This is a genomic window from Schlesneria sphaerica (assembly GCF_044336245.1).
In the GTDB taxonomy this organism is placed as follows: Bacteria; Planctomycetota; Planctomycetia; order Planctomycetales; family Planctomycetaceae; genus Schlesneria; species Schlesneria sphaerica.
On record NZ_CP172346.1, the window covers coordinates 5,288,523 to 5,303,352 of the forward strand.

At 55.3% G+C, this 14,830-nt stretch carries 7 protein-coding genes; 2 read left to right on the forward strand and 5 right to left on the reverse strand.

Annotated elements, in window-relative coordinates:
- Positions 1 to 57 precede the first annotated feature (57 nt).
- Entirely contained in the window at positions 58 to 1,032 is a 975-nt protein-coding gene (locus tag ACGY09_RS19130; protein ID WP_397569005.1) for a tetratricopeptide repeat protein, read from the reverse strand.
- Positions 1,033 to 1,493: 461 nt separating this feature from the next.
- Here ACGY09_RS19130 and ACGY09_RS19135 point away from each other — a divergent pair, with 461 nt between their 5' ends.
- Both ACGY09_RS19135 and ACGY09_RS19140 read left to right on the forward strand, forming a co-directional pair.
- Entirely contained in the window at positions 1,494 to 2,408 is a 915-nt protein-coding gene (locus ACGY09_RS19135) for a sugar phosphate isomerase/epimerase family protein (protein WP_373653822.1), read from the forward strand.
- A gap of 1,420 nt (positions 2,409 to 3,828) precedes the next feature.
- A complete protein-coding gene (locus tag ACGY09_RS19140; protein WP_397569006.1) occupies positions 3,829 to 4,734 on the forward strand; it encodes a PEP-CTERM sorting domain-containing protein in 906 nt (301 codons plus the stop codon).
- A gap of 213 nt (positions 4,735 to 4,947) precedes the next feature.
- Here ACGY09_RS19140 and ACGY09_RS19145 read toward each other — a convergent pair whose 3' ends face one another.
- From ACGY09_RS19145 to ACGY09_RS19160, 4 genes are all read right to left on the reverse strand, one after another.
- Positions 4,948 to 8,859 carry a protein kinase gene (locus tag ACGY09_RS19145; protein ID WP_397569007.1) on the reverse strand — a complete coding sequence of 1,304 codons (3,912 nt, stop codon included), beginning with the start codon at positions 8,857 to 8,859 and terminating at the stop codon, positions 4,948 to 4,950.
- 251 nt (positions 8,860 to 9,110) lie between these two features.
- Positions 9,111 to 9,665, reverse strand: a complete 555-nt coding sequence (locus ACGY09_RS19150) for an ECF-type sigma factor (RefSeq protein ID WP_397569008.1) — start codon at positions 9,663 to 9,665, stop codon at positions 9,111 to 9,113.
- 478 nt (positions 9,666 to 10,143) lie between these two features.
- Positions 10,144 to 11,307, reverse strand: coding sequence for a hypothetical protein (locus ACGY09_RS19155; protein ID WP_397569009.1), 1,164 nt, complete (start codon positions 11,305 to 11,307; stop codon positions 10,144 to 10,146).
- A gap of 1,965 nt (positions 11,308 to 13,272) precedes the next feature.
- Positions 13,273 to 14,418: a redoxin domain-containing protein gene (locus ACGY09_RS19160; RefSeq protein ID WP_397569010.1), complete on the reverse strand. Its 1,146-nt coding sequence runs from the start codon at positions 14,416 to 14,418 to the stop codon at positions 13,273 to 13,275.
- Between the last annotated feature and the right edge of the window lie 412 nt (positions 14,419 to 14,830).

Here is a 14,830-nt window from a genome sequence, read left to right on the forward strand (position 1 = left end):
TCTCTTCAGGCCGAATTTGATCGGCCCCTACGGCGGAATGGCGTTCGGGAACCGCGACTACTGCTCCGCATCCCAGTCGGACGTCTCTTCGCTTAACTCCTCAGGACGGGCCGCTGCGGAATTGCCCGATGAGAATTCCATCTCATCGAGTTCAAACCGGGCATCGCGCAGGTTCTGCTCTCCCAAGCCGGCGGCGTCGTCATGGAAGTCGGCTGTGACCACTTGTGAGCGCCGGGGTTCCAGGTCTACATCCATGTCGATGTGCTGCGTGGCATTCACCTGCCGGATGGGGGACGATTCGCGACGCGGAGTATTCATGGGGGTGTCGTCGGCAAGAGCCGTATCCGGAAGCGTCTGGGCAACCAGGTTCTGGCTGGGGTTCCGCTTCTGAAGTTCTGCCAGTGCTTTCGCGGCATTCTTCAGGTTGGGATCGAGCGTTAATGCTTCCGTATAGCGATCCTCGGCCAGTTCAAGCTGGCCTCGCTCTGCGTGAATATAGGCCATGCAGGCGAGTGACTCGGCGGGGGTGTTCACTCGGCTCAGCAGTCCCATGCACTCGTTCATCTTGCCGTTTAATCCCAGAACCAGAGCCAGATTATTCGTCGACCGTGGATCGTTGGGACTGTGACGAAGCGCTTCTCGCAACACCACCTCGGCTTCAGCGAGATTCTTCGTCAGATAGAACGTGTAACCCATGTCTGCCAGCAGCCTGACATTGGTCGGATCGAGCGACTGAGCCTGGCTGTAGTAACTTTGAGCTTCGGTATACCGTTCCAGCTTCGTACTCACGACACCCAGACGATGCAGGTAGTCAGAGTTTCTGGGGTGTTTTTCGTGCAGGTCGAGATAGATCTGGCGAGCACCTTCGTAATCGCCTTGTCGCTCCATGTCGTTCGCCGTCACGTATTGCCCGGCAATCTGATCATGGTAGGCTTGCAGTCGACTCGGGGTCGCGGTCGGTGACAAGGTCGAGACACAGCCGCATTGCAGGAAGAATCCCATGGCGACAGAAGTGATTGCGACAATCCGCATGGCCAAAATCCTTGCTGCAGGGAAGGGACCGCGGGGTGACTCGGTTGAAGGGACATCAACAGAAATGAGTGCGAGACCGGCCCACGTCCAGTTTCACTAGTTCGGTCGCACGGTCTGGCGGGCTTGAGTCAAATTTGCGGCGGACAGAAAATTTTCTCAAGTTTTTCACCCGACTCGTCTTCGTGGCGTGTCCGGCGTCGTCTCGCCCTGGGCGTCATCGCGTGCGGGGCAGCCCGGAATTTTTCCGGCTCAGTCCCACATCCGACTTCTCGGGGGTAAGATCCTGATCGACTCACATCGATCAATTTTGTTCAATCCCATGATTTCACCTCAGGAGGAGTCATCACATGTCAGATTCGCAACTGCCAGACGCAACTCACGGTTTCAGTCGGCGGAAGGTTCTCGGATCGGCAATCGCTGCCGCTGGCGCCGCGACGGCGGTCATGCGTGGACCCTGGGGAATGGCCACTGCCGCTGAACCGGCGGCCACCGGGGTCACCCGCGGGAAACGCTATGCAATGAAGAAGTCGATCAATCTCTGGGCGTTTCCCTACCCCGAGAAAATGTCGCTCGAACAATGTCTTCGCCTGGCGAAAGATGCAGGCTTTGATGGGATCGAACTGAACTACGATCTGGACAGCGAACTCTCGCCCAAGTCGGGTACGGCCGAGTTCACCAAAATCCGTCAACTGGCGGACAAGATCGGGATTGCGATCAGCGGCCTGTGTTCGTTCCTCTTCTGGCCCTATCCGCTCACAAGCAACGACCCCGCCAAGCGCGCCCGTGCCATGGAACTCGCGGGGCTCATGACCAAGGCCGCGCATGATCTGGGAACCGAGAATCTGCTGGTGGTTCCCGGAGCCGTCCATATTCCCTGGCGTACGGACTATGAACCGGTCGCGAATGATGTCTGTGATCAGCGCGCGAAAGAAGCGATCGGGAAGCTGCTGCCGACCGCCGAGAAACTGAAGATTCACATGAACATCGAGAACATCTTCTTCAACGGTTATCTGATGACCCCGATGGAGATGGCGGCCTTCGTCGATGGATTCCAGTCCGAGTACCTGCAGGTCCATTTTGATACCGGGAACATCATGCAGTACCAGTTCCCCGAGCACTGGATTGCGTATCTCGGGAAGCGGATTCGAAACGTCCATCTGAAGGAATTTACGAAGAAGGGGACTGATTCGTCGCTGGAAGCATTCCGCCCACTGCTGGACGGTACGACCAACTGGCCTGCGGTCCTCGACGCACTCGAAGCCACCGGCTACGACCGCTATCTGACGTTCGAATACTTCCACCCTTACCAGTACTGGCCCGAAGCCCTGGTCTATCAGACCGGCGATTCCCTGGATCGCATGCTCGGCAAGAAGTAGGCGATGTCCGTCACGCTCGAACGGAATCACGATTTGCCAGGTCGCTCGGACGAGAAGAGGGACTGAGTCTCAATGCTCGCCGAGCGCCTCGCTGTCGTTTCGAGCAGACAGGCGGACCAGTGTTTTCAGGCGGATGTTCTCACCCATGAACAGGGCTGACACAGCCGATGGACCCCGGGTGCAGTAGTGCGCATCCGGACGGGACGAAGAGGATTCGTAAACGTCGAATTTCTGATTTGTCTAGATGCTGTTCACAGTTATGCTCGATGTTTTGTTGATCGGACTTCAGTGGACGATGGCTCGCAGTGCATCGCGGCTTGCGGCGTTTTCCTGGGGCTTCGGGAGCGTCTCCTTGTTCTTCGGAGTGTTCATTATCATCGGGTGCTTCTATCCGCCTGCTCAAAAAGCAACTGAAGCAGTACGAGTTTATGCAGCGGCCTCGAATCGATTGAAGGTTCCACTTGAGAAAGTCTGTGCTCAAATCCCCTTCCAGCACGACACTGCCATTCGAGCCCGTCCCCGGTTTTCATCCGATTGTTAGCCATGCCGGTAGTCTCGGCCACCCGTTGAGGAGATTCAGCAAGAGATCCCAGCTCGCCGGAAACTTGGTCCGCCTCGCCACCGCGCCAGCATGACTGACAGCAATGCGTTGAAATAGGCTGAAGGTACAAGCGTTCGTGGATGGCGTGACGATTTCCTGAGACCGTTCGAGAAGCCTCCCAGATCAAGTTGGCCTGGTGTCTTGATCGCGATCGTTAGCTGGGATTCATCGATCAATCGACGACGAATCTTGTTTCGAACGGCGGCCATTCGCCGACGAACGTGTGGCCGCCGAAGAACAGAGGACCGATGTGCGCTCTGTCGCAGGGGCGATCGAGACAATCGGGAAACCGATCCAGCGCCAACATCTCCGCAAGGACCCTGGCCTCCGTGTTGTCTCTCTTGCGAGTGTTTTGAGCAATCAATCACCCGACAACTGATGGCTGGGCGCGTCCCAAGCTTCATTCACACTCCCGCATCGTCATCTGCCAATGAACGGCCTCGGACACCTCCAGGCGGCAGTATCAATCACGACCGGCTCCGTAATTCTCATATTCTCTCAAATTCTTTGAGATTCTTTGAGACAAACAGCTGTCAATTCTCGCTCAAAAGTGAGAGGTGGAAGTGTGCATGGCGATGTCGATCGAGATCACGCGCCGAAAGCTTTTGAGAGGAGTGATTTCGGTGTTTTCAGATTCACTTCGCGATCGCACGAATCGACACGTGTTTGAGGACTCGCCGCAGAGCAACACGGACACGACCGAATTATTGAACAATTGTCGAGAGAAAGGCTTCTATGTTTCGGACCACAGGTAATATGCGATTTGTTGGTGGACTCATGAACGCGACGGCCAAATGCTGTTTTTCAAGGAATTCGAAGATGCGCGCCGCGACAGGTATGATCGTCACTGGCATCACCATCATATCATTCATCTCATCGCTCAGTGGCAACACTGTTCATGCGGGGCCGGTTACATACGGACAGCTGAACGTCTACGGAACGGGGTACGGCAACAAGACCGACGGGGACGGGCACATAATGTACGACCCTGAGTACGAATCGAGGTCCTTCAATTATAGTTCCGATGTCGGCATATCGGAATCAGAAAGTTTGATCAGCTATTCCCAGACGAAAGAGGGTATTCTGGAAGTGAACACGTCTTCGGCTATCACTTCCAGAAACGGGAACTTAGGAGTGTACGCGGCGAGTAGTGGGCGAGTGATCTCCTCGGCCGAAGGTAATATTACCTGGAGTGACAGCGTTCAATTAGTGTCGCCTCCTGTGGGGGGGCATCGCTTGAGCGACAGCCTCGTACTTAATTTCACGATTGAAGGTGAACTTGTGACGCAAGGTTCGGGCACCGACCGCGAAATCGGAAACATTTGGTCTTCTGTTTTCGGTTATTTTTCGGACCAAACTTATTATGCCGAACTTCAGACAGATTATAGGAATCCCGAAGATCAATCGCTCATTATTAGTGATGTAGTGAACAGCAGGCTGGATTTAAGCGACGGATATGGGGAATTCAGTTATAATCTCGCTGCTTATACATATTCTGACGATGGATCTGCTAGTTCCAACTTCATCAATACGTTGACCCTAAAGTCAATCACCTTTGCAGACGGCACCACTCCGGAAAGTCATGGTTATTCCCTGATCTTCGGTTCAGGCATGGTGTCTCCCAACGTCTCCTCCGTCCCCGAACCGTCAACTCTCGCTCTGGCTGGCTTGGGCGGAATTGGCGTTGCTCTCTCGGCCTATCGTCGACGTCGGCTCGCTGCCTAGATCGCTCTCAGTTGAGTGTGGTGCCCCGCAAAGCACGATTCACAGAGTAAAACTCTTGTTTCAACGCGACGCGTCTGTGCAACACGGACTCACCATTGACCAATGATCGCCAAAAGACGCTCCGCGAAGGGCGTCTTTTGTTTTGCCTCCTCACCCAAGAGGGCGCCACGATATGGCGGCGCCGCACTTGCGAAAGACGCCTGAAGACGCTGTCTACGGACTGATTCTCTGGTCACCGACTTTGGGCGCGAGCCACAGCCGCACGGTTCCATTATGAAGAGCAGCGGCAAGCACCTGGCCATCAGGTGAAAACGCAATCTGGTTGACCGAGTGTGGCAAGTCCGAGAAAGTCAGAACCTCTTGTCGTGATGCGACGTGCCACAAGTGTATTGCCCGGTCATCCCCCGCAACACCAAAAATGCGTCCGTCAGGTGAAAAGGCCACCGATCGAATATTCACTCCAGGGTAAGTGTGTTCAAACCAGATTTGTCGGGTTGGGATGTGCATCAGCTTGAAGGTGCCGAATTTTGATCCGTACAGCATCAGTTCTCCTGCTCCCAGGGATTTGACAATCGGCATCGATGAAGGCACACCCTGTGCCGTCAACTGAGGCCAAATCAAACTTGCAGGAGACAAAGCCAGACAATTGATCTCCGAATTGATGGTACGGAGTTTTTCGGAATTTCCCGTAGGTTGCCAGACGACGATGTTTCCGTCTGCACTCCCTTCGATAATTGTGTTGGATTCCGAAAATGCGATGGCACGGACGACGCCTCCGTCACGATCAAAAGTCCCCTTGAGGGTTCCCTCGGGAACGCTCCACAATCGAATCACTCGATCGCGACCTGCGCTCGCCAGTGACTGACCGTCTGGCGAGAACGCCAGAGCTCGAAGATCGTGGGTGTGACCCTTTAAGATCGCATGGACGCTGAGCGGCTGTGCCTTCCAGATGATCACCTCATCGTCATAGCTGCCGGTAGCAATCCAACGTCCATCCGGCGAAACAGCGATGCAGGAGACAAGAGCCTGATGCTCTCGCGAGCTGGTGATTTCCTCAAATGTCTTCATGTTCCAGGCACGCAGGCAGGAATCATCACCGACGGTATAGAGCGTTTTGCCATCGGGAGCGAAGGCAAGTCCCCACGCCTCGGTTGGTCGATGACCAGGGAGATCGTGATAGGGGACCGGCGTCTCAGGACGCCAAAGACTCAGTCGACCACTCGACTCGCCGATGACCCAGGTGGACGAAGGTTCGTGAAAGCGAGTTGTTTGAATCTCCTGATAGGCCGGGTAGCCGCTCGATTGGAGGCTATTCAGTGAGGTACTCCAGAGCCTGAAGTCTGCACGAAAAGAGTCCGACGCATTGGCTGGATTGCTGGCTCCTGAAGTCGCCTTTGCTGCGACTTTCACATAGGTGCCAAACCCGAGAGATTTCCCCTTCGCATCGAACGACAATCCGGTGCCGATTTCGGAGAGATTGGGAACCGCTCCGATCAGTCGTCGATTGGGCCAATCCCACAGTTCAACACGAGGTGGAAAGTGAGTCGAAAGTGCGAGCTGCTGACCATCAGGGGAAAAGGTGAGTGAGAGGCCAATCCCAGGTTCCCATTCCTTGACGTATTCACAGGGGCCAAATTTTGCGGGGACTGATAAGCGGTCCAATGGCTCACCGTCGATCCCATGCAGCCTGACCCGAAGGAGTCGATGCTGCATTCGCGCTTGGTCGCTCAAAGAACCCTGATGAAGACAAATGGCCAGTTCAGCATGGTCGGGGGAGACGGCAATCGCCCGCGTTCCACTGTTGGGCAGTGCCAGGGAATCCATGCTTTCGATATGATGGAAGTGTCCCGAGTCGAAGTTCCAGATACTCACCCGAGCTCGGCGGAGAGTGCTTTTGTCGATGTTGTCACTTGCAATCACACCCCACGTCCCGTCAGGCGAAATGGCAATCGTTCCGTATTCATTTTCATGAATCATGAATCGCTGAAGCATCTTTCCCTGAACTAAGTCCCAGGCAAGTACTTCCCAGAGATGCTGTTCCGCAATATTCCTCGCGATAATGGCTCGTGTTGCATCGCGACTGATCCGGGCTTGGTGTCGGGTCGCGGGTTCACCTAGCGACCACGTTTGGAGAAGGGATGCCGTTTTCGGATCCCAGCGGCGAACGGTTCCATCCTGTCCCACGGAAAAACAAACTCGACCGTCAGGAGTCAAGGCGGCATCCACAATTGACTCGCTATGGCCTTTCAGCTCAAGGAGATTGAGGCCTTGATTCCATAGGTAATACCATTCAAACCCGCGCGAATCCTCTGGACCTGTAAACTCCGGTACTCGATAAGCTGCTCCGGTCCCTGCAGGTTCACTGCGTCTGATCGAAACAACGTCGTTTGAACGCGAATCGAACCGAGGAATGAATTCTTGCAGCACCGTTCCCATGGAGCTCAATTGCCGCTTCTGGTGGTGTTCGGCGGCTCGCCACATGTTTGCAGCATACTCTCGCTGACCGGCAAGCCATGCTAACTCTTCAGAACGATAACTTTGTTGATTCGCCAGATCACTTTGCTCTTGGGCAATTTTTGCCTGCTCCACTGCGATGGACCGGGCGTGGCGAGCGACGCGGGTTTGAAGTTCACGTTCCTGAATCGTCGAAACGAGTTTGAAATTCAACTCATTGAGTTGATAGAGGTGCCACACTCCGAAACAAATCAATCCTAAAGACAAACTCCCGGCAACAAGCGAAAGTGTGGCAACCGCGGGCCGTCCTCGTGTCCAGTTAAACAGTCGCTCGTGCAAACTCCACGAGCGGGCGGTGACGGGCTGATTTCGTAAGAATGATTCGAGATCTTCTGCCAGTTGCTTAGCGGAGCTGTATCTTTGCGACGGCGATTTAGCCAGACATTTCAGGCAAATTGCTTCCAGATCTCGCGGGACTTCAGGTCGTAGTTGCCTGAGACGCGGGGGTGTTTGCCGAACGACCGAATTCCGGACAGGCGGAAATGACCCATGTGGAAAGACAGGTTGGCCCGCTAACACCTCATACAGTACCGCTCCCAGTCCATAAATATCCGTCGCTGGTCCGATGATCCCCAACTGTCCATTGAGTTGCTCCGGAGCCATGTACTCTGGCGTCCCCATCAGCGAGGTTTGCCGCGCGGATGTCGTTTCGCCACTTGTTTGCGATGGTGCCGCAATTTCAGTCTCATCATAAAATTTGGCCAGCCCGAAATCGGAAATCATCGGTTGAAACAGCTTGCAAAGCTGATCCAATGGTACCGATCCCGGAAGGATTGAGTCTCCCTCTGCAATTGATTCCAGCGGTGGGAGTGATGCGTTTCCAGTGGAAGAGAGGGGCTCTGAAGTTCGACTCTCTTTGCCGGACAAGTCCCACTTTGGGTGCAAAAGAATATTGGATGGCTTGAGATCACGATGCAGGATTCCTCTCTCGTGAGCGTAGTGCACACCTTCGGCGAGTCCCATTAATAGTTCAACCGCGACTGCAATCGGAAGCTGCCGTTGTGGGGACGTATGCGACTTCCGTGAACCCCCCGTGTCAGGCTGGTCAATCGCAAGTCTGGTAGGAACCTCATCCGATCGAAGCCAGGAGGCCAAGCTGCCACCCGCGCAGAAGGATGTCACCTGGTAGCTGACGGACCCGGCCTGCCCCGCCTCATGGATCGAGACGAGATGGGGATGCATCAGCTGAGCGGCAATTTGTGATTCGCGAACGAATCGTCGCTGAAGGTCCGCCGTGGAGACCGTCTCGGGCCGCGGAATCTTGATCGCGACTCGCCGCTGAAGCACAGGATCTTCGGCCAGGAAGACAACTCCGAACCCGCCAGAACCAATTCGTTCAATGAGGCGAAAACGTCCTATTTCGGAAATCGTGTGGGCGGGGTTCTCGAATTCCGGGGGCAGGTCAAAAATCTCGGTAAGAAACGCAGTCGCGGGGCGCGCCATAAATGACCCCGACTCCTCGTAACCTTTCAGCAATACCGCGACTCGCCGTTGAATCGACTCGTCACCGTTGCACGCTGACTTTAGAAAAGTCAGCCACTCATGTGGCTGATGCTTTTCAATGGCTTCGAGAAAGATCTCTCGCGCTGAATGGGCAGTGTCATCCAACACAAAACCTCCCTCCCAACCAACCAGCGAGAATAGTGGCGCGGATGACTCTCGACATCGTGGACCGACCTTTTCACATTGAAAGTTCACCCGGAAACTTCAGCGGGAACTTACCCGACCGGGAGAGGGGGAACTCACGCGGGGTAAGTGTTGAAACAAATTGTCGCAAAGAGATTGGCGGCAATTCCCTCGCAAATGTCTCAGAAAAGAAGACATTGAACAGACAATCTGGCGGTTCTTTTTCTGGGCTTGTACTAATCCGTCAAATGGACTCGCAGAAAGGTCTTCGCATACGTCCAAACGCGATATGCACTCGCTCTTGAGAGGTTGAGCATTTCTCCTGCTTCCTCCAGCGAAAGTCCGCCGAAGTAATGCAGCTTTACCAATTCTGCGGCCACAGAATCGTCCTCCTCCAATTGATCCAGCGCATCGTTCACCGCCACGATTTCTGCTGCGGGACTGGGACAGAGAAGCTCGTCTTCACTCAATTGAAGTCGGGAAAACTTGCCACCATGTTTTTGAGCCGCCTTGTGTCGGGCGGCATCGACGAGGATGCGGCGCATGGACTCAGCGGCTGCGGCATAAAAGTGTTGTCGATTTTCCCACTGATTTCCCGAAGGAGAAGTTGCCATCCGGAGCCAGGCTTCATGAACCAGGGCCGTGGGCTGCAAGGTGTTGCCACATTTTTCGTGGCTCATCCGAAAAGCGGCAATTCGCCGAAGCTCTGCATAGACGAGCGGCAGAAGTCTTGCCGATGCATCCGCATCCCCGGTACGCATTTCATCAAGAACAGCGGTAATTTCAGACATGCTGCAGATCTCAGTCGAATCGGTGCATTCACTCAGGCGTTTTGGGGAATGCCACGCCCGAGGAATAGAAGTCACAGAGGGCTCATGTCTTGAAATCGTGAATGTGAAGTAACCATACGGCGACAGGGCACAGGCGCCAATTCAAACGAGAAATTGCTCGATATCGTCTGGCGAACTCGTCAATTGAGAATCGTTACGCAGACAACCGACATTTCCACTTCTGCTGGAATCAAAAGCGGAGGCAGCCGTGAGTACGTCGCACGTCCGGGAGTCCACGTCTCGTCTACGACCACGGATGACAGCCGGGTGCGAGCGAAGCTTAACGAGGGGGACAGCGGCACAGCGCGCAGCCGAAACCGTCGAGCGACTCGCCGTCGTTTCGAATGGACATGTGTCTGCCTGCCGTCGGCAGGCGGGTTCAGCCTGCATCGTTGTAAAGAACGGTTGACGTGAGTTTCGCGGCTGCGAGCGAAGGACTTTACAGACGCGGGGTAAGCATGGTGATGACCCCCAGCAGCACTGCGAGATTCATCGCCCACAGCCAGGGATCTTGCGATGGCACGACAGCCGGATTTGTGGCTACGGCCGGTTGCGGTGTTGAGAATGCACCGGCGGTAAACGGCTCTTCAGGTTCCGTGACGCTAGCGGTGTGGCTGTCGAGCAGGATCTGATCATTCCCATATTCTTCGTTGATTCGATCATCAAACAAATTGTCGTCGAAGCTTTGCGGATTGACTTCCTGCCACTGAAACGCGTACGACGTTCGTCTCACGCTTCCATTTCGATCAACGTCCGCCCACGAGGCTCTCGTCGGAACCCATGGCCCGTCGGGCAGGTCGGACTGCTCCCATTCAGCAGCCGATGTCGTACGAGGGGTCACCAGTTCGGAACGGTCGTCGGTCAGTACGATGGTGTCGCACCGTGTGATTGTGTACCCTCGTTCCTGGTCGATGTGGATGACTCGACGAACGGGTATCGAGTAATCGAAGACAATACGAAGCTGTGGTGCGTCAGAGCGATCCAGGGTCGCTAATTCTGCACCGTCGTTGAAATGGACAAGACACGATTCCAGCGATGCCAGCAGGGTGGGACTCGTCTGATCAAGCACTCCGGCAGATCGCGGGTCGATGGCCGGTGAACAGCGGTAGGGCGGAGTCTCCAGATTGTTCAGAAGATGGGCGTGCGTCGTCTCAGCGTCGGGGGACTGGGTGTTACCGATTCCGTACCATTCCACACGATAGTCGTGCTGGTCGACGATGAAAGACCTGCAACTATGACGCCTCAACCGAGCCAGCGATTCAGGCGTCCGGTCCAGATCTGACGGATCACACGGTGGCTCCAGGTTCGACGTGAGGACCGATCTCGCATCGCCTTCGGTTTCGAGTCGCATGCGCCGTGACGCGTGATCGTAGATGCTGAGCAGGGCGGACCGCGTTGATTGATTCCACCGGTCGTCTTTCCGGGTCACAACGGCTTGAAATCTCCAGGACTTGAGGCGTGCTCGCTCCTTCAGGACCGAATTAAGAACCTCTCTGACATCGGGTTCATACACGGTCGAGGCGTCAAGTGATTGCGCATCAACTTGACGCAGCAGGAGGCTCAGCAGGCACGCAGCGGTCATGACCCGAAAGACAAGCATCATTGCGGAGTTCTCCGAAGAGCATCCTGACCTTGATCGTCACGGTTCTAACTCGATTTCTAACCGAAGTGCGGGGAAGTCGTTAGCGAAGTGATCTATCGTGAAACGACAAAGTCGACCCAAGATGGGATTGAGACTGTTATATCTTCATCAATGTTGAATACAGGACTTTGTTATCGTTCATACCGCCTGCGCCGCGGCAGGTCGACAAAACGATCATTCGCAAGCGGGTCCGAGATTTCTTTGAATGGATGACGATTTAGAGTCCAGATATTCCCGGCGTTTGTCAATGAGCTGTTGCTAAGAACGTGGATAAACGGGGACATAGCGGATTCTGTTGAAGGGGTAGGCAGAAGAGCCAGATGAGATGGAGCAGAACAGGGTCCGCAATGACGGGCAGAGGCCGGATATGATTTGGTTGCGGCTCGGCATGCGTTCGAACGGTCGGCCCTTCAGGCCTGATGATGTTTAATCGAATCACATCCCAGCCCGATGGGCTGGGCTATGGGAATGGATGGCCCTTTGGGCCGGAGGGACATGGGGGGGGGGGGGATGGACATGGGGGTTGGGGACGCAGCATATCCTGTTGCGCTCAATACGGTTCAGCGTTTGATTCTTTTGCCTGAGCGGCATCCACAGGCCAGCCCAAGGCGGCGATTGCGGCGATCTCCGCGCTGGGCTGGTTGTGGGGAGACCGGTTCCGGTCGGGATGGCTTGTTTGCTCGGCGATGAAGCGTGCGTTTGTTCCAAAGGTTTGGATACTTGGACTCGTCGCATTTCTGTTTGTTGCTGACACTGCTGGTACTCCAAAATCCGCTGCCAGCGGGTGAGGAGCGCCGAGGCCAGAACTCTATCGGTGTTGTGTCTGCGCGCGGAAGACTGGAATCCGCATCCTTGTCAGGGCGTTCGAAGGGATCCTCGCGCACAAAAACGGTGGCCAGACTGCATGGGGCAACCGCAGCTACCGGGCTGAATCTGAGGCGGCTATGAGAAGGGGGGAGTGGAGTGAGGGTGGGAAGGAGGAAGTACTGTGGTGACATGAGGTTGGATTTTGAGTGGAGAAGATGAAGCGATGGGACGCCGCTTCTACGATCGTCACGGCCACCTTCAGATGAGTCTTAATGACGAGGGGAACGGGGTGGCCAGCTGGCCAAACTTTGGCCAGTCGGTGGCCAGTCCCATATGTTGGGATAGTAAAGGTTTAAGCATTTTTCAGGCGACTGGCCCGGCTGGCCAAGGTTTTTCGGAATGTGGCTGACAATCCCGTTCACGTCATCGGATTAAGACGTGAGTTTACGTCGTTGAAGATGCGGCACTCCAGTCTTGGATGGCTTTGGGGAAGCCGACATACCGGGAGGAACCAGGACCCGGCAGGTTACAGAGTGGGGCAGGGGGCCTGGGCAGTGCCAGCCTCCGATTGATCAGCAGACGATAGGGCCACTTCCCGCAATGACATGCTGACGGACGAAAGTTGAGAGGTCCCAGGGAGGCCTCTTGTCCCGGCTTTGTAAGCAGCCGGAAATTGAGTCGATGCACGTTTCGCTATTTGACAATTCGGTACGAACGATGCCACCTCCCGCGCTGTTCGAAGCGGTTGCGGAAGGTAGCGCTTTAAGGTGATGAGTCGCTGGCTGCTCGTTGGAAATAGGGTTCAGTCACCGCAGAGGGGGCCTGTCTCAGATTTTCCGCAGCGGAATCAGTCGCGACCAAACCGGGGTTTGGCCCCCACGGCCGGCTGGTCTCCTGTTGGTGTTCGTCGAGTCCAGGTTGTGTCTGGGGGCTTTTCGATGCCGCTTCGGGGCGGACACACTGTCTCACCGCTAACGGTTCCCGTCATTACGGCTCTGAGGTGGGGACTTACCGTTCCGTGAAGCACCACTTGCCGGGCAAAAAAGAAAGGACGACTGCGTGTGGCAGTCGTCCTTTCCAGAGCATCAGCGGTCGTCGAGTGTGACGAACTGGTCGGGATTACTTCTTAGGCTTTTCGGCGGGCTTCTCTTCTTTTTCGTTCGCCGAGTCCAGGGCCTTTTTGTACTGTCGCAGCCGCTTTTTCAAGGAGGGATCTGCGGCCGCACGGGTTCCTTCGGCCAGTTCGATGGCCCGTTCCTGCGCTTTCACTGCTTCAGCGACGTCGCCGGTGTCAAAGTAAGCCTTGGCGAGGGTGTCTGCCACCATGACGTCTTCACCATCGACGAGCTTATCGGCCTTCTGTGCGAGTTTCAGAGCGAACTTCAACAGCTTGGGTGAAGCCTTGTGGTCGCGGTTGGGATCGACAATGACGCGAGCCATGTTGCTCAACAGGCCCGGATCTTCGCCTTGCTCTGTTTCGATAATCTTGTTGCCGACGTCGACCGCTTCGTCGCTTCGTTCCGTGGACAGAGCGAGGACCTGGAAGCGGATCAGGTTGAACATCTCGGCCCGGTCAGGAATTTCTTCCGAAGCTGTGTCGAGTTCGGCCAGCAGATCCTTCGGATCACCGTCGTCGCTGAATTCCTTAAACAGTTCCTGCAACCGGCCAATGGTGGCTGTCAGCTTCTTCTGCAGGGCCTTCATGTCGGCCAGTTTCTGTGCTTCTGCTTCAAGGTCCCATGTTCCTGCAACGATCTTTTCCAATGGTTCTTCCATTTGCCCCGGATGCCCGATCCAGGCAACCTTGCCATCGCCATTGATGATGAAGGCGGCGGGAATCCCCTGTTGTTCGGCTGGCTGCATCCAGTTGGTGACGATCTTCCCTTCGGTCGGTTCGGCGTCTTCGGGAACCAGATCCAGCGCGACGCGGTAGTCCATTTTGTCGCCCATCTCTTTGACGAAGTCAGCGACAGCGGCTTGATCTTCTTCCAGAACGGCGACACCGATAATGGCGACGTCTTCAAATTTCTTCTGCAGTTCGGTCAAGTGCGGGATGGTCACGCGGCATGGTCCACACCAGGTGGCCCACAGTTCGATGACGTAGATTTTACCTTTCTCGAAGCCTTTGACTTCTTCACCCTTGATGAACTCTTTCAGCTCCAGCTTCGGAGCCTTGGATCCAATCGTGAGCTCTTGCGCGGAAACTACTTGCGTCAATGTGGCGACAGCGATGGCACAGGCCGCGATAAATTGTTTCATCATCATCTAGGAGTTGAACCTGCCTTTCCGAGGGGATGCCTGCCACATGACGGAACGTGGGCTTAACGGCTGTACTCAGAGAGTAACGGTCCTGTAGGAACCGGACAAGCCGAACTGTAGCCAACGTGCGACAGGGGCGAGCATCTCTTTTGCCCCATTCATAATTCGATCTTGCCTTAAAAACGACGGTTTGACTACAAACCCGCCATCACGTCAAAACTCGCCTTGATCGATCAGTGGTCTCATCATCGCTCGGGGCTTGCGCGCCCATCACCCAACCTACGGAAATAAGGGGATAGTCACTATGAATCCGCGACTTTGCCCAACCTCCGTACGCTGTGATCTGTCGTCGCGCTGTGATCACTCTTCTTCCAGTGTGAACAAGGCCCCGCGAGCCCGCTCGAAATTTCTTCCGGCC